Below are 21,380 nucleotides of genomic sequence, written 5' to 3'. Positions count from 1 at the left end.
TCGCCGGCCGGCGGGTTGGCCGCCGTGCCGGCGGCCTGGGCCGCCTGCGCGTCGCGCGGGGCCGGCGGCGACGTCTCCGCCGGCGCCTTCGTGCCGGGCGCGTCCGGCACCGCGGTCTGCGCGTCGGGCTGCCGGGTCTCGGCGGTACGCACCTGCGGCGACTTGTCGTCGGGCGCCTTCACGTCCGGCGCGGTGCTGCCGGTGGCCGCCTCCGGCCTGGCGGTTTCGGTCGCCGCCTCCGGCCTGGTGGTCTCGGTGGGCGTCGGCTCGGCGGCACCGGCCGCTCCCGTCGGCGCGGACGCCCCGTCGCCACCCTTGACCGGGGCCGTGGTGGCCTCGACGGGCGCCGGCTTGGCGGCCTCGGCGTCGGCCTTCGCCTTGTCCGCGTCGGCCTTGGCCTTGGCCGCTGCCTTGTCGGCCTCGGCCTTGCTGCGGATCGGGGTGTTCGGGTCGAAGCCCGGCACCGAGACGTTGTGCTCCTGCGCCAGCCGCAGACCGCGCAGGGTCGGCTCGCCCGGCCCGCCGTCGGCGACCGCGCCGTCGCGCTCGTCGGCGAAACCGGCGAGCTGCACCGCCATCTCCTTGAGCGTGCAGAGCCGCGCGCCGCGCGTCGGCATCGGTCGGCCACCGGCGCGCAGCTCGTCGACCACGCCGACCGCCGTGGACGGATCCACCCGGTCGAAGAAGTCGTAGTTGACGGTCATCACCGGGCCGTAGTCGCAGGCCGCCAGGCACTCGGCGTGCTCCAGCGTGATCGTGCCGTCCGCGGTCGTCTCGTCATGCCCGACACCCAGATGCTCGACGAGGGTGTCGTAGACCTCCTGGCCGCCCAGCACGTTGCACATCGTGTTGGTGCAGACGCTGACCAGGAAGTCACCGGTGGGCCTGCGCTTGTACATCGTGTAGAAGGTGGCCACCGCGCCGACCTGGGCCTTGTTCAGCCCGAGCACCTCGGCGCAGAACGTGACCCCGGCCGGGGAGACGTACCCCTCCTCCGCCTGGACCAGGTGCAGCAGCGGCAGCAGCGCCGAGCGGGACCGGTCCGCCGGGTAACGGGCGATGATCTCGCGTGCCCGCTCGCGGGTCTGCTCAGTAAAAACAACGCTCATCGGTCACAACCACCCATCACGGGGTCCAGCGAGGCGCCGCCGGCGATCACGTCGGCGATGAGGCCACCCTCGGCCATCGCCGGGAGGGCCTGGAGGTTGACGAAGCTCGGCTCCCGGTAGTGCACCCGGTACGGCCGGGTGCCGCCGTCGGAGACCGCGTGTACGCCCAACTCGCCGCGCGGCGACTCGATGCCGACGTACACCTGGCCGGGCGGGACCCGGAAGCCCTCGGTCACCAGCTTGAAGTGGTGGATCAGCGACTCCATCGACTGACCCATGATCTTCGCGACGTGCTCCAGCGAGTTGCCCATGCCGTCGACGCCGATGGCGAGCTGCGCGGGCCACGCGATCTTGCGGTCGGCGACCATCACCGGGCCCGGCCGCAGCCGGTCCAACGCCTGCTCGACCAGCTTCATCGACTCGCGGATCTCGGCGAGCCGCACCTGGTAGCGGCCCCACACGTCGCCGTCGGGGTGGGTCGGCACGTCGAACTCGTACGTCTCGTAGCCGCAGTACGGCATGGTCTTGCGCAGGTCCCAGGCGAGCCCGGCCGAGCGCAGCACCGGACCGGTGATGCCGAGCGCCACGCAGCCGGTCACGTCCAGCACCGCGACGTTCTTCGTCCGTTCGAGCCAGATCGGCTGACCGGAGAGCAGATCCTCGTACTCCTTGAGCTTCTTCGGCATCATCTTCAGGAACTCGCGGATCTTGACGATCGCCTCGTCCGGCACGTCCTGCGCGACACCACCCGGCCGGACGTACGCGTGGTTCATCCGCAGGCCGGTGATGGTCTCGAAGATGTCGAGGATGTACTCCCGCTCGCGGAAGCCGTACAGCATGATCGAGATCGCGCCCAGCTCCATGCCGGTGGTGGCCAGCCAGACCAGGTGCGACGAGATCCGGTTGAGCTCCATCATCAGCACGCGGATGGTGGTGGCGCGCTCGGTGACATCGTCGGTGATGCCGAGCAGCTTCTCGACCGCGAGGGCGTACGCCGTCTCGTTGAAGATCGGGGAGAGGTAGTCCATCCGGGTCACGAACGTCGAACCCTGGACCCAGTTGCGGTACTCGAGGTTCTTCTCGATGCCGGTGTGCAGGTAGCCGACGACCGAGCGGGCCTCGCGGACCGTCTCGCCCTCCAGCTCCAGGATCAGTCGCAGCACCCCGTGCGTGGACGGGTGCTGCGGACCCATGTTGACCACGATCCGCTCGTCGTTGATCGGGTCGGTGCCCGAGACGACCGTGTCCCAGTCCCCACCGGTGACGGTGAAGACCCTGCCCTCGGTGGTCTCGCGTTCGGTCGCGTAGTTCGACGTGGTCACTGGTACGACCTCCTGCGGTCCGGCGGCGGGATCTCGGCGCCCTTGTACTCGACCGGCACGCCACCGAGCGGGTAGTCCTTGCGCTGCGGGTGGCCCTCCCAGTCGTCCGGCATGAGGATCCGGGTCAGGTTGGGGTGGCCGTCGAAGACGATGCCGAACATGTCGTACGCCTCCCGCTCCTGCCAGTCCGCCGTCGGGTAGATGGCGGTGACGCTGGGCAGGTGCGGCGACTCGACGGAGACCGCGGCCTCCAGCCGGATCCGACGCCGGTAGGTCATCGAGGTGAGCAGGTAGACCACGTGCAGCCGGCGCTCGTCGGCGCCGAGGTAGTCCACCCCGGACACCGAGGAGCACAGCTCGAAGCGCAGCGCCAGGTCGTCGCGCAGCACCTGGCAGACCTCGGCGATCCGCTCCGGGCGGACGTGCAGGGTCAACTCACCCCGGTCGACGACCACCTTCTCGATCGCGTCGCCGAAGGCCGGGTACGCCTCTTCGAGGGCGTCGCGAACCTCGTCGAAGTAGCCCCCGTACGGCCGGGGCGCCTCCTCGATGGGCTGGCGCTGGCGGACCAGGCCGCCGTAGCCGGACACGTCGCCGGTGCCCTGGTTGCCGAACATGCCGCGCCCCGCCGGGCTGGACGGCGGGTACTCGGCCGGGGCGGTGCCGCTGGCGCCGGCCGGGGTGACCGGCACCGGCACACCCCCGTCGTTGTTCCTGTCGTTCGGTGCGGTCACTTCGGGCCCCTGTGCGCGTGGAGGTGGTTCTGGGCGTTCATCCAGTTCTCGATCCGCAACTGCTCCTCGCGCCCCTCGCGGACCGCCTGGGTCCACTCGGCACGCCGGGCCTTGTCGTTGCGGTACGAGGACGGCATGGAGCCGTACGGCACGACCGGAACGTCGCCGCGCTCCTGGCGGGCCGCCAGCATCTTGCGACCGTTCGGGCCCAGCGGCTCATACATGATCTTCTCGCGGAGCTTGAGGATCGCGTCGATGAGCATCTCCGGCCGGGGCGGGCAGCCGGGCAGGTACATGTCGACCGGCACGACGTGGTCGACGCCCTGCACGATCGCGTAGTTGTTGAACATGCCGCCGCTGCTGGCGCAGACGCCCATGGAGAGCACCCAGCGGGGCTCGGCCATCTGGTCGTAGATCTGGCGCAGCACCGGTGCCATCTTCTGGCTCACCCGGCCGGCCACGATCATCAGGTCGGCCTGCCGGGGCGAGGCCCGGAAGACCTCCATGCCCCAGCGGCCCATGTCGTAGTGCGGACCACCGGCGGCCATCATCTCGATCGCGCAGCAGGCCAGGCCGAAGGTGGCGCCCCACACGGACGACTTCCGGGACCAGTTGACCAGCTTCTCCACCGAGGTGAGCAGGACGCCGGCGGGGAGCTTCTCCTCGATGCCCATCTGACGTTCCTTCCTCAGTCCCAGTCCAGGCCGCCGCGCCGCCACACGTAGGCGTACGCGACGAAGACCGCGACGATGAACAGGACCATCTCCACGAAGCCGAAGATCGGCAGAGCGTCGAACGAGACCGCCCAGGGGTAGAGGAAGATGATCTCGATGTCGAAGACGATGAAGAGCATCGCCGTCAGGTAGAACTTGATCGGGAACCGCCCGCCGCCGACCGGCTGAGGGCTGGGCTCGATGCCGCACTCGTAAGCCTCGAGTTTGGCCTTGTTGTATCGACGGGGACCAGCGAAGCGGGCGGCGCCGACAGAGAACAGCGAGAACGCCGCGGCGAGGGCGAACAGCCCGATGATCGGTGCGTAAGGCGAGAGCGACATCGTTTTCTCCTGCTCGTCCTTCCCTGCCCTCGGTGCTTGACGAAAATCACACTATTCACGTCCCTCGCGGTGGCTGCCGGCGGGGGTCGATCTTTGTCGGCGTCGGGGCTGTGACCAGCACCGATGCCGTCGCTCTAGACGGCTGGCGCGACTTTCGTCATTGCGTTGATGACCCGGTCCATCGCGTCCCCGCCTCGGGGATCGGTCAGATTGGCCAACAACTTGAGAACGAAACGCATCAGCGTCGGGTGGGGCATGCCGTGCTTGGTGGCGATCCGCATGATCTCCGGACGGCCGATCAGCTTCACGAAGATGCCGCCCAGCCGGTAGTAGCCACCGAGCCGGGCCTTCAGCTCGTTCGGGTACGCCATCAGGGCCCGCTCGCGCTCCGGCCCGGCGGGACGCGCGAGGGCCTGCACCGCCACCTCCGCGGCCAGCTCGCCGGACTCCATGGCGTACGCGATGCCCTCGCCGTTGAACGGGTTGACCATCCCGCCGGAGTCGCCGACGAGCAGAACCCCGCGGGTGTAGTGCGGCACCCGGTTGAAGCCCATCGGCAGCGCGGCGCCGAGGATCGGACCGTCGGCGTTGGCCTCGTCGGTCATGCCCCAGTCGGCGGGCGTGTTGGCCAGCCAGTCGGTGAGCAGCCGGCGGTAGTTGGTCTTGCCGAACGCGGACGACGAGTTGAGCACGCCGAGGCCGACGTTGACCCGCCCGTCACCGAGCCCGAAGATCCAGCCGTACCCGGGCAGCAGGTTGTCGCCGCTGTCCTTGCTGCGCAGCTCCAGCCACGACTCCAGGTAGTCGTCGTCGTGCTTGACCGGGGAGTGGTAGTAGCGGCGGACGGCCACGCCGATCGGCCGGTCCTCCCGCTTGGCCAGCCCGAGCGCGAGCGGGAACCGACCGGAGACCCCGTCGGCCGCCACGACCAGCGGGGCATGGAAGGTGGCGGGCTCCTTGCCGGGCCCCACCTCCGCCTCGACGCCGGTCACCCGGCCGTCGCCGTCGAGCACCGGGCCCAGCACGTTGACGTTGGTCCGCAGTTTGGCGCCGGCCGCGACCGCCCGCTGGGCGAGCAGATCGTCGAAGTCCAGTCGGGTGCGGACCAGGCCGTAGTTGGGGAAGCTGGCCAGCTCGGGCCAGTCCAGTTCCAGGCGTACGCCGCCGCCGATCACCCGCAGGCCGCGGTTGTGCAGCCAGCCGGCCTCGGGCGAAGTGTCCACGCCCATCCGGATGAGCTGGCGCACCGCGCGCGGGGTCAGCCCGTCGCCGCAGACCTTCTCCCGAGGGAACTCGGTCTTCTCCAACACCAACACCCGTACGCCGTGCCGGGCCAGGTGGTACGCAGTAGCCGATCCACCGGGACCGGCGCCAACGACGATGACGTCGGCGTCGTGTTCCACCGCGGTCATTCGCGCCTCCTCCCGCACGCTCGTGAAATGCTTCACAAGCCAGACGGGACGAGTGTATGACCGGCGTCATACCTGCGCAGGATCAGGGGTACCTAACTCGCCGATGTGACAGCCGGCGACCGTCCACAGCAGGCGAGTGTCAGGCCGATCGGGAGGCGTCCAGGCCCGCGTCGACCCGGATCGCCTCCGGCAGATGCTCCCGCAGCGCGCCACCGGCCGCCCGGTCCAGCGCGGCCAGCACCTCGGCGACCACCTGCCGGACGTCCGCCGGATCCGCGCCGGCCAACGCGCGCAGCTGCGCGATGAGTTCGGCCGCGTCGTCGTCGGTGGCGGCCACCGGGTCCGCCCGGTCTGCTCCGGTCATGCGGACGAGCGTACGGGGCAAAGTGGACTAAAGTCGGATATTCCTGAAACGTGCGAGCGTCTCGCGTGCTACTGGCGGATCCCCCGGTGCAGCGCGACCACGCCGCCGGTCAGGTTGCGCCACGCCACTCGACCCCACCCGGCCGCGGCGACCCGCCCGGCCAGCGCGGCCTGGTCCGGCCAGGCCCGGACCGACTCCGCCAGGTAGACGTACGCCTCGGGGTTGCTGGACACCGCGCGGGCGACCACCGGCAGCGACCGCATCAGGTACGACAGGTAGACCGTCCGGAAGGCCGGGTTGACCGGGGTGCTGAACTCGCACACCACCAGCCGTCCACCCGGCCGGGTGACCCGGGCCAGCTCGCGCAGGGCCGCGTCGGTGTCGTTGACGTTGCGCAGCGCGAAGGAGATGGTCACCGCGTCGAAGCTCGCGTCGGCGAACGGCAGTCGCAGCGCGTCCCCGGCCAGCAGCGGCACCTCGGGACGGACCCGCTTGCCCGCGTACAGCATGCCCAGCGACAGGTCGACCCCGACCGCGTACGCCCCGGACTGGGCCAGCTCGCGCGTCGACACGCCGGTGCCCGCGCCCACATCCAGCACCCGCTCGCCCGGCCGCAGCCCGAGCGCCGCCCGGGTGGCCCGCCGCCAGGAGCGGTCCTGACCGAAGGAGAGCACCGTGTTGGTCAGGTCGTAGCGCTCGGCCACGCCGTCGAACATCGCGGCGACCTCGTGCGGTTGCTTGTCCAGGCTGGCGCGCTGGCCCTGCGGTGTACGGCTCACCCGCTCCACTCTGCCAGCCACGCTCAAGCCCTCGACCGCTGGGTCCGCGTACCCCATGGCAACCGGGAGCGTCGACGCGGCCGGCGGTGGCGGACGGCCGCGCGGCCCGGCATGCGGAAGGGCGGGGTGGTCGCCCACCCCGCCCTCGCGTCGTGCCTACGTCAGATCGTGCCTATCTCTCAGATCGTGCCGACGTCAGTCGGTCGAGGTCTCGTCGCCCGGGGCGACCAGGACGACCTTGCGCCGGCGGGAGAGCACCAGCAGCGCCCCACCCGCGAGCAGGATCAGACCGCCGATGCCGCCGATCAGGCCGGCCTGCACACCGGTCACCGGCAGCCCACCGCCACCGGAACCACCGCCACCGGTGGTCGGCGACGTGGTCGTGCCCGGCGTCGTCGTGCCGCCCGGCGTCGGAGTCGCCGTCGGGGTGGCCGTCGGCGTCGGGGTCGGCTGCGCGCTCAGGTCGACGAAGACGTCGAACTGCGCGGTGTTGTCCACCTCGTCGGTCTCGGTGAACGCCCGCCGCTGCGCGCTGGAGGCCACCTGCGGCTGCTCCTCGGGGCTGCCCTCAGCGGCCTCCAGGCCGGCGGCCCAGACGAAACCGGGTCGGAGCACCGGCTCGGTCACGTCCGCGCCGACCTTCACCCGCACGTCGGCGGTGTAGAACTGCCCCGGCTTCAGCACCACGCCGGTGTCCTCGCAGTACGCGTTCGCGAACCCACCCAGCGGCTGCTCGACGCAGCTCTCCGGCAGCTCGGCGAAGGTGACGCCGGCCGGGAGGGTGATCCCGTACGCCACGCCGGTCGCCTTGCGGCTGCCGTCGTTGTAGATCGCCCAGTCCAGCGGCGCGGTCTCGCCCCGCTTGACCGGCTTGAGGCCGGACTCGCCCGCCTCGTCGCCGTCCACCGCCACGTCGGCGTAGACATCCTGCACCCAGGAGGTCAGGTCGTAACCGGGCTTGGCGACGGTGATGTCGTGCCGCACCGTGTTGTCCCGCGGGTTGGGGTCGGCGGTGGCCGAGCTGATGGTGACCACCAGCGTGCCGGCGTCGCCGCGACCGCCGGTCGAAAAGAGCGGAATGCCGAAGTCCTCGGTGGTGCCGGCCGCCAGATCGCCGAGCAGGCAGGTGAAGGTCGTGCCGGTGACGTCGCACCCGTCCGGGGTGAGCACGCCGACCTTGCGGTTCTTCAGGCCCTTCGTCTCCACGGTGACCCGGACGTCCTTGGCGTCGACCGAGCTGCGGGTGTTGTCGACCTGAAACTTGAACGGCTTCGCCTTGGCCGCCTTGACGCCCTGCGCCAGCTCGTAGCTGAGGGGCACCAGGGCCAGGTCAGCCTGGTCGGCGGCCTGCGCCGGGGCGGCAACGGTGGCCAGGCCACCGGCAGCGAGCAGTGCCACGACGCCGACACGAGCCAGCGTCGAGCGGTGGAAGGCTGTCATCAGTCCCCCGGGGGTGTAGGGAAGAAGAGAATGAATGGTTGTGGGACCGAGCGGACGTTATCGGAGGTCGATCTCCCCCGCCAGCGTGGCGGACGAATTTCAACCGTCCGGACTGGACCCGGCACACGGTACGGGCGGAATGGTCACCCATCCCGCCCGTACCGCCGTGCGTTATATGAACGACCCTCATGGGCCGATGGAGGACACTCCCTGACCAGCCCATCAGATCACCGTCACCCGGGCGGTCGGGCCGATTCCAGCGATCCGTGCCACCCGCGGTGACGACGGATACGAGGCGGGACGGTAGCGGCCGCCGATCATCTCCACCACCCCCGTGGCGGGCAGCCTGACGGTGCGACGGCGGGGACCACCCGTACCGCCGCCGTTGCCGGGCGGGAGCATGATCCCCGGTCAGCCGAACGGTCGGGGCGGGATCGACCTCAGTTGACCTCGACCAGCGGCAGCGAGCGCCCCGCGCCGCCGCCGGGCAGCGCGATCGAGGAGAAGTGCGAGACCACCCGCTCGTCGGTCGGGTCGTCGGCCGGCGTGTGGTGCACCGCCAAACGGTTGTAGAGGGTGTCCCGCTGGGCCGGGATCCGGTCGGCGGAGCGGATCATGCCGATCAGCTCGTGCAGGTTGGAGCGGTGCCGGGCGCCGGCCGAGGAGATGACGTTCTCCTCCAACATGATCGAGCCGAGGTCGTCCACGCCCATGTGCAGCGACAACTGCCCGACGTCCTTGCCGGTGGTCAGCCAGGACGCCTGCAGGTGCGGCACGGTCTCGAAGAAGAGCCGGGCCACCGCGACCAGGCGCAGGTACTCCAGCGTGGTCGCCTGGGTGCGACCCTTGAGGTGGTTGTTCTCCGGCTGGTACGTCCACGGGATGAACGACCGGAACCCACGGGTGCGGTCCTGCACATCGCGGATCATCCGCAGGTGCTCGATCCGCTCGGCGTGCGTCTCACCGGTGCCCATCATCATGGTCGCGGTCGACTCGACGCCCTGCCGGTGGGCCAGCTCCATGACCTCCAGCCAGCGCTCACCCGACTCCTTGAGCGGGGCGATGGCCCTGCGCGGGCGCTCGGGCAGCATCTCCGCACCGGCGCCGGCGATCGAGTCCAGGCCGGCGGCCTTGATCCGGGCGATGGCCTCGTCCAGGCTCACGCCGGAGACCTTGGCCATGTGCAGGATCTCGCTCGGCCCGATCGAGTGGATGGCCAGCTGCGGGTACGCCTGCTTGACCGAGGAGAACAGCTCCTCGTAGTACTCGACGCCGTAGTCCGGGTGGTGGCCGCCCTGGAGCATCACCTGGGTCGCGCCCAGCTCGACCGCCTCGCCGCAGCGACGCAGGATCTCCTCCGTCGGGTGGGTCCACCCCTCGGAGTGCTTCGGCGCCCGGTAGAACGCGCAGAACTTGCACGCCGTCACACAGACGTTCGTGTAGTTGATGTTGCGATCGATCAGGTAGGTGACGATGTTGTCCGGGTAGCGCCGCCGGCGCACCGCGTCCGCCGCCTCGCCCAGGGCGTGGAAGGGCGCCTCGGTGTAGAGCAGCAGAGCCTCCTCGGGCGTGATCCGCCCGCCGTCCGCGCCACGCTGCAGGATGTCGTCGATCTCCCGGCTCACCGTCACGCCTCCGAGCCTACGCCCGCCCCGCGCCCTCTCCCGGACGGGTGCTGACGGCTGTGATGCGCTGCGCACCCCCCGGGCCGGGGGCCAGCCCACCGTGCGGCCGTCCTGACTGCCCCATCTTTGGGGCAGCTCGACAGGCTCGGTATCGACCGTGGACCGTCCGGCACGCCACAACGGTGCGCGAGTCGGCCGTCAGGCGTCGTAGTCGACCGTGAGCCTGTCGGTGGTCGGGCTGGACTGGCAGGTCAGCACGTAGCCGGCGGCCAGCTCGTCGGGCTCCAGGGCGTAGTTGCGGGCCATCGTGACCGCCCCGTCGACGACCTTCGCCTTGCAGGTCGAGCAGACGCCGCCCTTGCAGGCGTACGGCAGCTCGCCGCGCACCTTGAGCGCGGCGTCCAGCACCCGCTCCTCGCGGCCCATCGTGAAGCTCGACGACCGACCGTCCAGCACGATGGTGACGTCCGAACCGGTGCCCGGCTGGTCGACGGGGCGGGCCACCGGCTCCGGTGGCGCGTCGACGTGGAACAGCTCGGTGTGCACCGCCGACTCCGGCAGCCCGCGCGCGGTCAGCACGTCCCGGGCGTCGACCACCATGCCGTACGGGCCGCAGAGGAACCACTCCTCGATGACGTCGCCCGGCACGATGGTGCCCAGCAGGCGTTCCAGCCGTTCGGCGTCGATCCGCCCGGAGAGCAGCGGCGACTCACCCTGCTCCCGGGACAGCACGTGCACCAGGTGCAGCCGGGTCGGGTAGCGGTCCTTCAGGTCGGCCAACTCCTCGGCGAACATGACCCGGTTGGCCGTGCGGTTGCCGTACACCAGGGTGAAGGTGCTGGCCGGCTCGACGGCCAGGGCCGTCCCGACGAGCGCGAGCACCGGGGTGATGCCGGAGCCGGCGACGACCGCGCCGTAGTGGCGCACCCGGTCCGCCGCGAACGCCGTGGTGAAGGTGCCCAACGGCGTCATCACCTCGACGGTGTCGCCGCGGCGCAGCGCGCCGCAGGCGAACGCCGAGAACGCGCCGCCGGGGATCTCCCGCACCCCGATCCGCAGCCGGCCGTGCCGGGCCAGATCGTCAGGGGTGGAGCAGATGGAGTACGACCGGCGCACGTCGTCGCCGTCGTCGGTCACCCGCCGCACGGTGAGGTGCTGACCGGCGCGGAACGCGAACGCCTCCCGCAAGTCCTCGGGTACGGCGAAGGTGACCGCGACCGAGTCGTCGGTGAGCCGGTCGACGGCGGCGACCGGCAGCGGGTGGAAGGCCGGCCGGCGGCGGACCGGCCGGGAGATGGTGACTGTCACAGCGCCTTCAGGTGGTCGAAGGGTTCGGAGCAGGAACGGCAGCGCCACAACGCCTTGCACGCGGTCGAGCCGAACCGGCTGACCTGCTCGGTCTCCGGCGAGCCGCAGAGCGGGCAGCGGACCGCGAGGGTCAGCGCCACCACGCCGGGGGCGGGCGCCGGCGACGGCGGGGCGATCCCGGCGGCGGCCAGCTTGGCCCGCCCGACATCGGAGATCCAGTCGGTGCTCCACGCTGGGCTGTAGACCGTCCGCACCTCGGCGTCCGGATAACCGGCCGCAGCCAGCGCGCGCCGGACGTCGGCCCGGATCACGTCCATGGCGGGGCAGCCCGTGTAGGTCGGGGTGATGGTGACGGTGACCCGGCCACTGGCCCGGTCCTCCTCGACCGCGCGCAGGATCCCCAGCTCGTCGATGGTGATCACCCGGATCTCCGGGTCCACCACGCTCGCCGCCGCCGTTCGCGCGTCGGTCACCACTGCGCCCCGGGGTGGGCGCGGTGCAGCACCTGCATCTCGGCCAGCAGGTAGGACAGGTGCTCGGTGTGCACGCCGGCCCGCCCGCCCGTCGGAGCCCAGCCGCGCTCCGGGCGGGTGAGCGTCGCCTCGGCCAGCACCGGGCCGACGGTCTCGTCGAACGCCGCCCGCAGGCCCGCCGGGTCGACCGGCGCCGCCGGGTCCGCGGCGAACAGCTCGTGGGTGTACGGCCAGACGTGGTCGACGGCCTCCTGCATCCGGCGGTGCGACTCCTCGGTGCCGTCGCCGAGCCGCTTGACCCACAGCGCGCCGTGGTCCAGGTGGTACGCCGACTCCTTGCGCGCCTTCGCGCCGATGGCGGCCAGCCGCTCGTCCGGGCAGGACGCGAGCGCGGTGTAGAGCGGCAACTGGTACGCCGCCAGGAAGAACAGCTTCGCCATGGTCACCGCGAAGTCGCCGTTGGGCAGCTCGACCAGCAGCACGTTGCGGAACTCGCGGTCGTCACGCAGGTACGCCAGCGCGTCCTCGTCCCGACCGGCCGCCTCCAGCTCACCCGCGTACGACAGCAGCAGCCGGGCCGCGCCGAGCTGGTCGAGGGCGATGTTGGCGAGCGCGATGTCCTCTTCCATCTCCGGCGCGCGGGTCGTCCACTCGGCCAGCCGCTGCGCGGCGATCAGCGCGTCGTCGCCGAGGGCGAGGGCGAAGCCGAACGGCCCGCTCACAGGTGTGCCACCCCGTCCGGCACCTCGTAGAAGGTGGGATGGCGGTAGACCTTGTCGGCGGCCGGGTCGAAGAAGGCGTCCTTCTCGTCCGGGCTGGACGCGGTGATCGCGCCCGCCGGCACCACCCAGATCGACACGCCCTCCTGTCGGCGGGTGTAGAGGTCGCGGGCGTTGCGCAGGGCCAGCTCGGCGTCCGGGGCGTGCAGGCTGCCGACGTGGGTGTGCGACAGCCCGCGCCGCGCCCGCACGAAGACCTCCCACAGAGGCGAGTGCTCGTTGCTCACGCGGCCACCTTCTCCCTCTTGTCCGCTCGCTTGGCGGCGTACGCCGCGGCGGCCTCGCGTACCCATGCGCCGTCGGCGTGGGCGGCCCGGCGGTGCGCCATCCGCTCCCGGTTGCACGGCCCGTTGCCCTTGATGACCTGCATCAGCTCGTCGTAGTCGGGCTGGCTGTAGTCGTACGCCTGCCGTTCCTCGTTCCAGCGCAGGTCGTCATCGGGAATGCGCAGCCCGAGGATCTCCGCCTGCTGGACGCACATGTCGACGAAGCGTTGGCGCAGGTCGTCGTTGGAGAAGCGCTTGATCTTCCAGGCCATCGACTGGGCGGAGTGGGTGGAGTCGCCGTCCGGCGGGCCGAACATGGCCAGCGACGGGTACCACCAGCGGTCCACCGCGTCCTGGGCCATGGCCTTCTGTGCCGGGGTGCCGTGCGCCAGGGTGTGCAGGATCTCGTAGCCCTGGCGCTGGTGGAACGACTCCTCCTTGCAGACCCGGATCATCGCCCGCGCGTACGGGCCGTAGGAGCACCGGCACAGCGGCACCTGGTTGACGATCGCCGCGCCGTCCACCAGCCAGCCGATCGCGCCCACGTCCGCCCAGGTCAACGTGGGGTAGTTGAAGATCGAGCTGTACTTCTGCTTACCGTCGAGCAGCAGCTGGACCAGTTCGTCGCGACTGATGCCGAGGGTCTCGGCGGCCGCGTAGAGGTAGAGACCGTGGCCCGCCTCGTCCTGGACCTTGGCCAGCAGGATCGCCTTGCGCTTGAGCGAGGGCGCCCGACTGATCCAGTTGCCCTCCGGCTGCATGCCGATGATCTCGGAGTGGGCGTGCTGGGCGATCTGCCGGATCAACGTCCGGCGGTACGCCTCGGGCATCCAGTCGCGCGGCTCGATCTTCTGCTCCGCGTCGACCACCTCGGTGAAGTACGCGGCCAGGTCCTCGTCCGGTGCGGGACCGCCGCGGCGCTCGCGCGCGGCGGCGGCACGCAGCTCCGCCTCGGCGGCCTCGACCTCGCCGAGCAGGCCCGCGCCGGGCGCGTCGTCCGGTGCGTCGCCAGGGGCGGAGAAGTCGTTGCCATACATGTGGACAAGTGTTACAGCTTGCGCCTTGATGCACCAGGGGGTGTAACAGGAAACCCGAATGACGTTCCGTCACCGATGGGCAGTTCCTGGCTACGGATCGTGACTCAGCCTCCTATGACTTGGGTCACGGGAAGAAGATGAAACCCCCCAGAAGCCGCAGACCAGCGTGATTTTCCACCGATGTCGCACGTTGCCTGGTGTCGGACCCTGGTGCCCGGCCCGTCCGGACGTAGACTTCTGCCGGTCACACGATCGGCTGCCCCCACGCCGTCTCCACAGAGGCCACCGCCCCCGGCCTTGGCGCACGCACCGGTCGCCCCGGACAACGAAGCCGGTCCCCCCGGCCCTGACATCTGGAGCTCACCCAACTCATGCGATCTCGCGTGACCATGGTGTTCGCCATCGTGGCGGTTCTTCTCGGTGGCGTCCTGCTGGTCCCCACCGCGTACGCCCGACTCTCCACCGACGACAGCGGTGGTGGAGGCGGCGGTGGCGGCGCCAGTGTCGCCGCGCCCGCGCCCACTCCGCCGCCACCGCCCACGCTGGCCGCCGGCCGGGTGTCGGTGAGCTTCAAGGGCGAGTTTTTCTCGTGGGCGTTGATGGACCGGCAGACCGGCAAGATCTCCGGCTCGTCGAACATGGCCTCGACCAGCTCCACCGAATCGATGCTCAAGGCGTGGATCGTCTCGGACTATCTGCGGCAGCTCAAGGACCGGGAACCGCCGGCGAACCTGAAGAAGGCGGCCAGCCTCGCCATCCGCAACAGCGACGACGACGCGGCCAACGCGGTCTACAAGGCCGCCGGCGGCTCGTACGCCGTGCCGCCCGGCGGGCAACCCGGGCCGGTCGTCAAGCGCGCGATCAGCATCTGCGGTCTGACCGACACCAAGCGCGGCAACGTCCCGAAGTACGAGGGTTGGTGGAGCTTCACCCGCATGTCCCCGCGGGACGCCGTCCGGCTCGGTGACTGCATCGCCGACGGCAAGGCCGCCGGCCCCAAGTGGACGAAGTGGGTGCTCAGCGAGATGAGCCAAGTCAAGGGCACCACCGCAGCCAAGGACCAGAAGCTCAAGTCCGGCGGTGGCCGCTGGGGGATCATCAACGGTCTGCCCAAGTCGATCACCGCGCAGGGGCCGGTCAGCATCAAGAACGGGTGGACCGCGATCAACTACGACGGCAACTGGCACGTCAACTGCCTCGCCGTCAACGGGAAGTGGAGTCTCGCGGTGATGCTGCGTTACCCGATCAAGAACGGTCTGGACTACGGCGCGCAGGTCTGCGCCAGCGTGGCCACCCAACTGGTCACCCCGCAGCCGGGCGCCGCGCTCAAGGTGCCGCAGCAGCCGGTCGGAAAGCTCTGATGGCCGGCAACCGGCGGGCCGACCGGCGCGGTGCGGGCGAGACCTCGCCGCTGCGCCTGATCGCTGTCGCGGTCATCCTCATCGGGCTGGTGCTGGTGTCGCTACGGCTCCTGCCCGGGTCGCCGTTCGAGTCGTCCGCGGCCGCCAAGTGGGGTGACTCCGAGGCGACGACCAGCGACCGGTCCACCGGAGCGGCCACCGACCGCAGTGCCCGTCAGCCGTCCCCACCGTCGCCGAGCCCGAGCCCCTCGTTGGCGCCGCTGCCGTTCCAGGCCAAGGACCTCAACCTCGACATTCAGGGCTGGTACTCCTGGAGCGTGCTCGACCGCCGGACCGGAAAGATCATCGGTTCGAAGAACATGGGCGAGACCAGCACCACCGCCTCGATGATCAAATCCTGGATCGTCGCCGACTACCTGCGTCGCGCCGCCGACGCCGGCCAGACGCCGAGCGACGCGAAGCTCGCCGACGCCACCCGGATCATCCGGGACAGCGACAACACGCGGGCCGAGCAGTTCTACAACTCGGTCGGCCGGGACGCCTCGATCAAACGACTGATTTCCATGTGCAAGCTGACCGACAGCAGCGTCGCCCCCGACAAGGGGTGGTCCCGCACGGCCCTCTCCCCCCGCGACACCGCCCGCTTGGGCAACTGCATCGCCACCGGCACCGCCGCCGGGCCAAAGTGGACCAAGTGGCTGCTCAACGAGATGAAGCTCGTCCGCGGCGCCGGTGACTTCGGCATCCGCAAGGCGTTCCCGGCCGCCGAGCAGAAGCAGATCGCCATCAAGAACGGGTGGATCGACCGGACCGCGGAGCAGGAGATGCACATCAACTGCCTGGCCATCGGGGACACCTGGACGATGGGCGTGATGGTCAAGTACCCGATCGGCATGGGCTACGACTACGGCATGAAGAACTGCGAGAAGATCACCGAGGCACTGCTGCGCCCCGGCACCTGATCACGCGCCGACCGCCGGCGATCGCCTCGTCCCATCGTTGCGCTCGGCGCGGCGATCGCCTCGCCCCGTCGGCTCGGCCCGGCGGGTCGGCTCGGCGCGGCGGTCGGCTCGGCTCGGCTGCTCAGCCGGCGAAGAACTCCGGGCCGCCGTCGGGCAGCGCCGGGACCTCGCCGAGCGCGGCTACCCGCCGGGCGAACTCGCGCAGCCCGGCTACCTGCCGCTCGCCGAGCGAGAAGTCCAGGATCCGGAAGTACGTGGCCAGCGTCGCGGCGTCGAACGCCTCCCAGCGCGCTGCCGCCTCGGCGACCTGATCCAGCTCCGAGAGGCAGAGGTCGCGCGAGCGAAGGAACGCCTCGTGCACCTCCTTGACCAGGCCCGGGTGTGCGGCGGCGAAGTCGCGGCGGACCGCCCAGACGGCGAAGACCATCGGCAGCCCGCTCCATTCCCGCCAGGCCTGTCCGAGGTCGGTCACGGTGAGGCCCCGCAACGGCGCCTCGTGGTAGGCCCGAAGCGCCACATCCCCGATCAGCACCCCGGCGTCGGCTTCCAGCAGCATCTGGGTCAGGTCCGGAGGGCAGCGGAAGTAGTCGGGCCGCACGCCGTACCGCTCGGCGAGCAACAACTGCGCGAGCATGACCCCGGTCCGCGAGGTCGAGCCGAGCGCCACCCGGGCGCCGTCCAGCTCGGCGAGGGGACGGGTGGAGACCATGTTGACCGAGAGCACCGGCCCGTCGCTGCCCACCGCGAGGTCCGGCAGGAGAAGCAGCTCGTCGGTGTGCTTCAGGTACTCCATCAGCGTGATGGGGCCGATGTCGAGGTCGCCGGCGACCAGCGCCGCGCTCAGCCGGTCCGGCGAGTCCTTGTGCAGGTCCACGTCGAGCAGGGTGCCCGAGCGCATCAGCCCCCAGTAGATGGGCAGGCAGTTCAGGAACTGGATGTGCCCGACCCGCGGGCGTGCGACGCGCTCAGCCATGACCCGACCGTATCCCTGGCCTCCGGTCAGGGCCCGGCGGGCCGGCCCGGAGTGGCCAACCCCGCATCCGTCCCACCCGGTCGCAGAGCCTCCGATCCGGTCGTTTCCTCGCGCTCGGGGCCGGTGGACTGCGGGCGTACCGGTCCGGCAGTCGTGTCACGCCCCGGTCCGGCCGACTGCTCGCGTACCGGCCTGCGTACCGCCCGGGCGACGACCGGCACGAACACCAGCACCACCAGGAGCCCGGCCGCTCCGGCCCCCGCGATCAGTGGCCGGGGCGCGACACCGGTGAGCAGCGCGCCGCCGATCAGGTAACCGCCCATCGAGCCGCCCTGCACGGCCGCGCCGTAACTGGCGTACGCCCGGGCGCGCATCCCCGGCGGCACGCGGCGAGCGGTGAGAAGGTTCGCGAAGACGTTCTCCGCGCCGTTGGCCGCGCCGGCCACCAGCCAGAGTGGCACCAGCAGAACCGCCGCTGGCACCGTCGCGGCCAGCAGCACCATCGAACTGCACCCGGCCAGCGTGATCAGCACTCCGTGGACCAGCGCAGCGTCGTCGTCGAGCCGGCGCGCGAGCCGCGCCGCCAGCCAGCCGCCGGGCAACATCCCGGCCATCCAGGCGGCGCCAACGAGGCCGTACGTGGTGGCAGACCCCTTCAGCGTCTCCCGAATGAAGAAGACCTCGATCACGTTGATGCCGCCGATCGCCGCGATCACCACGGCGGTGCTGACCACCATGACGAGCATCAGCGGATCCCGTCGAAGCCGCCAGCCCTGGCCCGTACCACCCGGATTGACCCGGCTGCCCTGGCCTCCCACCCGGACCTGCTCCGCCGGGCCGGCCTGGTCCGCACGGCCGGCCTGGTCCGCACGGCCGGCCTGGTCCGCGGTGGGCCGTCGGCCGCCGCGACGGGTCCGCAGCAGCAGGCCCGCGACCACGAGCGCGAGGTAGGTCGCGGCGTCGACCAGCAGCGGTACGCGGGTGCCGAACTGCCCCACCAGCAGGCCGGCCAGCACCGGGCCGCCGAGCGCACCGAGGGAGACGGCGGTCTGGCTGATCGCGCTCGCGCGTGGCAGGTCGGCCGGGCGGACCATCGCCGGGAGCAGCGCCGCCAGGCAGGGCTGGGTGACCGCGAGCCCGCAGGCGAGCAGCGCGACGAGGACCACGACCACGATCGGGTCGTCGGCGACGGCGAGTAGCACGCAGATCGCGGCCTGCGCCGACCCGATGGTCACCAGCAGGGTACGACTGTCCACCCGATCGGCGAGCCGTCCGGCGAGCGGGGCCAGCACCACCAGGGGCAGAGTGGCCGCGAGCAGTAGTCCCGACACGGCCAGTCCGCCGGCACCCGCGCCCTGCAGGGCCAGCGCGAGCGCGGTGGCGGCGAGAAAGTCGCCACCGACCGTGGTGCCGCGGGCCGCGCTGGCGCACCACACGTCCGACCAGCGCGATGCCTCAGTTGTGAAGGACATGCTTCGAAAATAATCCTTCACAGCTGATCGACACAACCCCCGGCTACGCCAGCGGCACCGCCCGGTACTGAACAGCGACGGAACGAGCACCAGGCGGCGCGGCGGCGCGCCGTCGAGGGTGGTACGGCCTGAGCAGCGTCATGACCGCCTCGTTCAGATCGGCCAACTCGTCTGCCGTGAGCAGCAGCAGCGTGTCGTTGAACAGCGCCACGTCGTACCACTCGGCGGGCTCATCACCGGCGCGCCGCAACCAGTCCCGGGTCCGCTCCATCGCACGAGCGGCGTGCGCCTCCACCAGCGCCTGCTCGGCGGCACGCGCGTCCGGACCAGCCTCGCGGCCCGCGTCGACCAGCCAGCCGACACCCGGCGTACGCCACACCCGCTCGCGCGCGTCGCCCCGGCTGGGCGCCTGCTCGACCAGGCCGAACTTCGCCAGGGCCCGCAGGTGATAGCTGGTGGCGCTCGGCGACAGCCCGGCGACTTCCGCGCACTCGGTGGCGGTTCCGCCACCCTCGCGGCTACTTAGGTACTCGATGATCGCGATCCGGGCCGGATGGGCCAACGCCCGCATCACCTGCGGATCGCTGATCGTCTTCCGACGCGGCTCGGGACGGGCCTCGGTCATGCCCCCATGATCCTGGCCGTCCGGCCGACCCGCCATCAGCCCGGCGTTCCGCGCCGCCGCGACCGTGGACCGCATCCGGCCCGGCTGCACCACGAAGCAGATGCGTCGACCACCGCCGCCCTGGCGGATGACGGCCGCATGGTCGGTCTGCTCGACGGCGAAAGTGTCGTACAGGTGTTCTATTGTCGTTCCATGTTGAGGGCGTTGACGCAGGCGGCGGGTGCTGTCGACGACTGCGCCGAAGCCGCGCTGTGGGCTCTCTCCGACGATGAGCTGCTCGCGTCCCTCGATGCGGCGCACGTGGTGACGCAGCGTCTGGCGACCGTCCAGCTCGCTCTGGTGCGCGAGCTGGACGCTCGTGGTCTCGCCGTCGCCCAGGGAGCATCGTCCACCGCCGTCTGGCTGCGGGAGCGGCTGCGGCTCTCCGGCCGGTCGGCCCGGCAGATGGTCCAGCTCGCCGCCACCATCGACGCCGCCCCGCCAACGGTGCGCGACGCTCTGCTCGACGGCAGCCTCACCGTGGAGCAGGGCCGGGTGGTCGCGGAGACGGTCGCGGCCCTGCCGGTCGCGGCCGGGCCCGAGGTAACAGACAAGGCCACCGAGCTGTTGATTTCCTGGGCCGACCGCTTCGATCCGACCATCCTGAGTCGCCTCGGGGAGCGCGTCCTCACGCACGTCGCGCCGGATCTGGCCGACCAGGCCGAGCTGGCGGCCCTCGACCGGGCCACCCAACGGGCGGAGACTCGCCGGCACGTCACCCTCTCCGAGCCAAAGGACGGGCAGGTCCGCCTCACCGGAAACCTCGACACCGAGACCGCGAGCCTGCTGCGCGAGGCCATCGATCCGCTCTGCGCCCCAGCCGGTGAGCACGACGACCGCGGTCCCGGCCAACGCCGGGCGGACGCACTCGGCGAGATCTGCCGGCTGGCACTGCGCACCGGCCACCTACCCGACAACGGCGGAGATCGGCCGCAACTGGTGGTCACCATGTCGCTCGACGCGCTGGTCAACGACGTGGGCGCGGGCACCCTGGAGACCGGTGCGCGCCTTACGCCGGGCGCGGTCCGGCGCCTGGCCTGCGACTCGGCCGTGCTGCCGGTCGTGTTGGGTGGCAACAGCCAGATCCTGGACGTCGGGCGTCAGCGCCGGCTCTTCACCGGTCCCCTGCGGCGCGCGTTGGTGCTGCGCGGCGGTGGGTGCGCCTTCCCCGGCTGCGACCGGCCGCCGCGATGGTGCGATGGTCACCACGTCCGCCACTGGGCCGACGGCGGCACGACGACGCTGAGCAACGCGGTTCTGCTGTGCGGCCACCATCACCGGCTCCTTCACCAGGGTGACTGGACCGTCCGCATCGCAGCGGACGGCAGGCCCGAATTCCTCCCGCCCGACTGGATGGACCCACTCCGCACCCCCCGTCGCAACCTCTACCAGCGGCGCTGCTGAGTCCCGCGAGCCTCACCCATCGCGAACCGACCAAGCCCAGCGATCAAGCCCGGCGGCCGGATCGCCCCGCCCGCGACGTACCGGGCCCCGCAACACCAGGGACGCGGGCGATGATCTCGGGTCGCGGTGCGCGTCCGCCGCTACGTCGTCATGCGCCACGCCAGCCTGAACGGGTGGTCCGGTCGGTAATTCGGTGGAAGGGGTCTTCGGAAGGGCGTAGGGTTGCAGCCCGCTTGACGGCCGAGGTGAGCTGCACCGGAACGGACGTCACCGCGCCGGGCAGGCGGCCATCCGCCACCGGACACGCGAGCGCGCAGCAGATGTGAACGATGGGACGTCAGCATGCCCGCACCTGACCTGGACACCCACCCCGACACGGATCTGGTCGCCGAACGCGCCCATCTGGCCACCTCGCGCGCGGCGCTCCGCCGGATGCGGGAGCGGGCCGAAGCCCTCTTCTCGACCGGTGACCAGGTGGCCGGCGACCCGTACGCGGCGGAGATGCTCGGCCGTACGCTGGCCCGCCGCGTGGCCGAACTGGCCGACGACCCCACCACACCGCTGTTCTTCGGCCGCCTCGACTTCGGTGGAACCCCGAGCGGCGAGAAGACGGCCACCGGACTCACGACCAGCGCCACCACGACCAACGCCGGCAGCACCAGCAGCGCAGCCACCACCAGCGGCACGACCATCACCAGCGCCGGCGTAGGAGGCGGAGGCACCGGAGGCGGCAGCGGCAGCAGAGGCGGTGCCGGCAGCAGCGGCAGCGGCGGCACCGGTGCCGGCAGCGGCAGCGGCGGCGGCAGCGGCAGCGGCAGCGGCGGCGGCGGCGGCGGCGGCGG

20 protein-coding genes and 2 pseudogenes are annotated in these 21,380 nt (G+C 71.3%); 4 read left to right on the top strand and 18 right to left on the bottom strand.

Translation table 11 applies throughout. The features are described 5' to 3' along the window. Positions 1–263 precede the first annotated feature (263 nt). From nuoE to paaA, 15 genes and pseudogenes are all read right to left on the bottom strand, one after another. Positions 264–1,109 (bottom strand): annotated as a pseudogene (nuoE, locus tag ABZU53_RS10890) (NADH-quinone oxidoreductase subunit NuoE); the annotation flags it as partial. Beyond that, positions 1,106–2,431, bottom strand: a complete 1,326-nt coding sequence (locus ABZU53_RS10885) for an NADH-quinone oxidoreductase subunit D (RefSeq protein WP_355065345.1) — start codon at positions 2,429–2,431, stop codon at positions 1,106–1,108. The pseudogene nuoE and the gene ABZU53_RS10885, both read right to left, overlap by 4 nt. Continuing rightward, positions 2,428–3,165: an NADH-quinone oxidoreductase subunit C gene (locus tag ABZU53_RS10880; RefSeq protein ID WP_355065343.1), complete on the bottom strand. Its 738-nt coding sequence runs from the start codon at positions 3,163–3,165 to the stop codon at positions 2,428–2,430. Before ABZU53_RS10880 ends, ABZU53_RS10885 begins: the two co-directional genes overlap by 4 nt. Then, on the bottom strand, positions 3,162–3,839 hold the full coding sequence (locus tag ABZU53_RS10875; RefSeq protein WP_354853890.1) for an NADH-quinone oxidoreductase subunit B family protein: 678 nt from the start codon (positions 3,837–3,839) through the stop codon (positions 3,162–3,164). Before ABZU53_RS10875 ends, ABZU53_RS10880 begins: the two co-directional genes overlap by 4 nt. A gap of 14 nt (positions 3,840–3,853) precedes the next feature. Next, positions 3,854–4,219 (bottom strand): NADH-quinone oxidoreductase subunit A, encoded by a 366-nt coding sequence (locus ABZU53_RS10870; RefSeq protein WP_007454588.1) that lies wholly within the window; start codon positions 4,217–4,219, stop codon positions 3,854–3,856. A gap of 134 nt (positions 4,220–4,353) precedes the next feature. Then, the gene (locus ABZU53_RS10865; protein ID WP_355065341.1) at positions 4,354–5,631 is read right to left on the bottom strand and encodes a geranylgeranyl reductase family protein; all 1,278 of its coding nucleotides are present in this window, start codon (positions 5,629–5,631) and stop codon (positions 4,354–4,356) included. Positions 5,632–5,770: 139 nt separating this feature from the next. Then, on the bottom strand, positions 5,771–5,995 hold the full coding sequence (locus tag ABZU53_RS10860; RefSeq protein ID WP_354853885.1) for a hypothetical protein: 225 nt from the start codon (positions 5,993–5,995) through the stop codon (positions 5,771–5,773). A gap of 68 nt (positions 5,996–6,063) precedes the next feature. After that, entirely contained in the window at positions 6,064–6,774 is a 711-nt protein-coding gene (locus ABZU53_RS10855) for a demethylmenaquinone methyltransferase (protein ID WP_355065339.1), read from the bottom strand. Positions 6,775–6,969: 195 nt separating this feature from the next. Beyond that, a complete protein-coding gene (locus ABZU53_RS10850) occupies positions 6,970–8,214 on the bottom strand; it encodes an LPXTG cell wall anchor domain-containing protein (RefSeq protein ID WP_355065337.1) in 1,245 nt (414 codons plus the stop codon). A gap of 440 nt (positions 8,215–8,654) precedes the next feature. Further along, the gene (gene mqnC / locus ABZU53_RS10845) at positions 8,655–9,845 is read right to left on the bottom strand and encodes a cyclic dehypoxanthinyl futalosine synthase (protein ID WP_354853876.1); all 1,191 of its coding nucleotides are present in this window, start codon (positions 9,843–9,845) and stop codon (positions 8,655–8,657) included. A 192-nt stretch (positions 9,846–10,037) separates the two neighbouring features. Then, entirely contained in the window at positions 10,038–11,147 is a 1,110-nt protein-coding gene (gene paaE, locus ABZU53_RS10840) for a 1,2-phenylacetyl-CoA epoxidase subunit PaaE (RefSeq protein ID WP_355065335.1), read from the bottom strand. Continuing rightward, the gene (paaD, locus tag ABZU53_RS10835) at positions 11,144–11,620 is read right to left on the bottom strand and encodes a 1,2-phenylacetyl-CoA epoxidase subunit PaaD (RefSeq protein WP_355065333.1); all 477 of its coding nucleotides are present in this window, start codon (positions 11,618–11,620) and stop codon (positions 11,144–11,146) included. Before paaD ends, paaE begins: the two co-directional genes overlap by 4 nt. After that, the gene (gene paaC / locus ABZU53_RS10830) at positions 11,617–12,342 is read right to left on the bottom strand and encodes a 1,2-phenylacetyl-CoA epoxidase subunit PaaC (RefSeq protein ID WP_354853868.1); all 726 of its coding nucleotides are present in this window, start codon (positions 12,340–12,342) and stop codon (positions 11,617–11,619) included. Before paaC ends, paaD begins: the two co-directional genes overlap by 4 nt. Next, positions 12,339–12,626 (bottom strand): 1,2-phenylacetyl-CoA epoxidase subunit PaaB, encoded by a 288-nt coding sequence (paaB, locus tag ABZU53_RS10825; protein WP_266248073.1) that lies wholly within the window; start codon positions 12,624–12,626, stop codon positions 12,339–12,341. Before paaB ends, paaC begins: the two co-directional genes overlap by 4 nt. Continuing rightward, positions 12,623–13,702: a 1,2-phenylacetyl-CoA epoxidase subunit PaaA gene (gene paaA, locus ABZU53_RS10820; RefSeq protein ID WP_355065331.1), complete on the bottom strand. Its 1,080-nt coding sequence runs from the start codon at positions 13,700–13,702 to the stop codon at positions 12,623–12,625. The genes paaB and paaA overlap by 4 nt, the downstream gene beginning before the upstream one ends. Before the next feature lie 371 nt (positions 13,703–14,073). On the opposite strand from paaA, the gene ABZU53_RS10815 reads away from it, so the two are divergent. Continuing rightward, positions 14,074–15,063: a hypothetical protein gene (locus ABZU53_RS10815; RefSeq protein WP_354853861.1), complete on the top strand. Its 990-nt coding sequence runs from the start codon at positions 14,074–14,076 to the stop codon at positions 15,061–15,063. Next, positions 15,063–16,025 carry a hypothetical protein gene (locus ABZU53_RS10810; protein WP_354853858.1) on the top strand — a complete coding sequence of 321 codons (963 nt, stop codon included), beginning with the start codon at positions 15,063–15,065 and terminating at the stop codon, positions 16,023–16,025. The genes ABZU53_RS10815 and ABZU53_RS10810 overlap by 1 nt, the downstream gene beginning before the upstream one ends. Before the next feature lie 121 nt (positions 16,026–16,146). Here ABZU53_RS10810 and ABZU53_RS10805 read toward each other — a convergent pair whose 3' ends face one another. From ABZU53_RS10805 to ABZU53_RS10795, 3 genes are read right to left on the bottom strand one after another with little or no spacing between them, the layout of a single operon-like run. Beyond that, positions 16,147–16,998, bottom strand: coding sequence for a menaquinone biosynthesis protein (locus tag ABZU53_RS10805; protein WP_354853855.1), 852 nt, complete (start codon positions 16,996–16,998; stop codon positions 16,147–16,149). Positions 16,999–17,024: 26 nt separating this feature from the next. After that, the gene (locus ABZU53_RS10800) at positions 17,025–18,470 is read right to left on the bottom strand and encodes an MFS transporter (RefSeq protein ID WP_355065329.1); all 1,446 of its coding nucleotides are present in this window, start codon (positions 18,468–18,470) and stop codon (positions 17,025–17,027) included. Positions 18,471–18,513: 43 nt separating this feature from the next. Then, positions 18,514–19,095: a winged helix-turn-helix domain-containing protein gene (locus tag ABZU53_RS10795; RefSeq protein ID WP_355065327.1), complete on the bottom strand. Its 582-nt coding sequence runs from the start codon at positions 19,093–19,095 to the stop codon at positions 18,514–18,516. Positions 19,096–19,287: 192 nt separating this feature from the next. On the opposite strand from ABZU53_RS10795, the gene ABZU53_RS10790 reads away from it, so the two are divergent. Continuing rightward, positions 19,288–20,538 (top strand): DUF222 domain-containing protein, encoded by a 1,251-nt coding sequence (locus ABZU53_RS10790; RefSeq protein ID WP_355065325.1) that lies wholly within the window; start codon positions 19,288–19,290, stop codon positions 20,536–20,538. A gap of 342 nt (positions 20,539–20,880) precedes the next feature. Beyond that, positions 20,881–21,380 (top strand): annotated as a pseudogene (locus tag ABZU53_RS10785) (AAA family ATPase); the annotation flags it as partial.

Origin of the sequence: Micromonospora sp. NPDC005194, assembly GCF_040608335.1 — a bacterium.
Lineage (GTDB): Bacteria > Actinomycetota > Actinomycetes > Mycobacteriales > Micromonosporaceae > Micromonospora.
The sequence above is the reverse complement of the archived record's forward strand: the minus strand, read 5'-3'. Positions and strand labels throughout refer to the sequence as shown.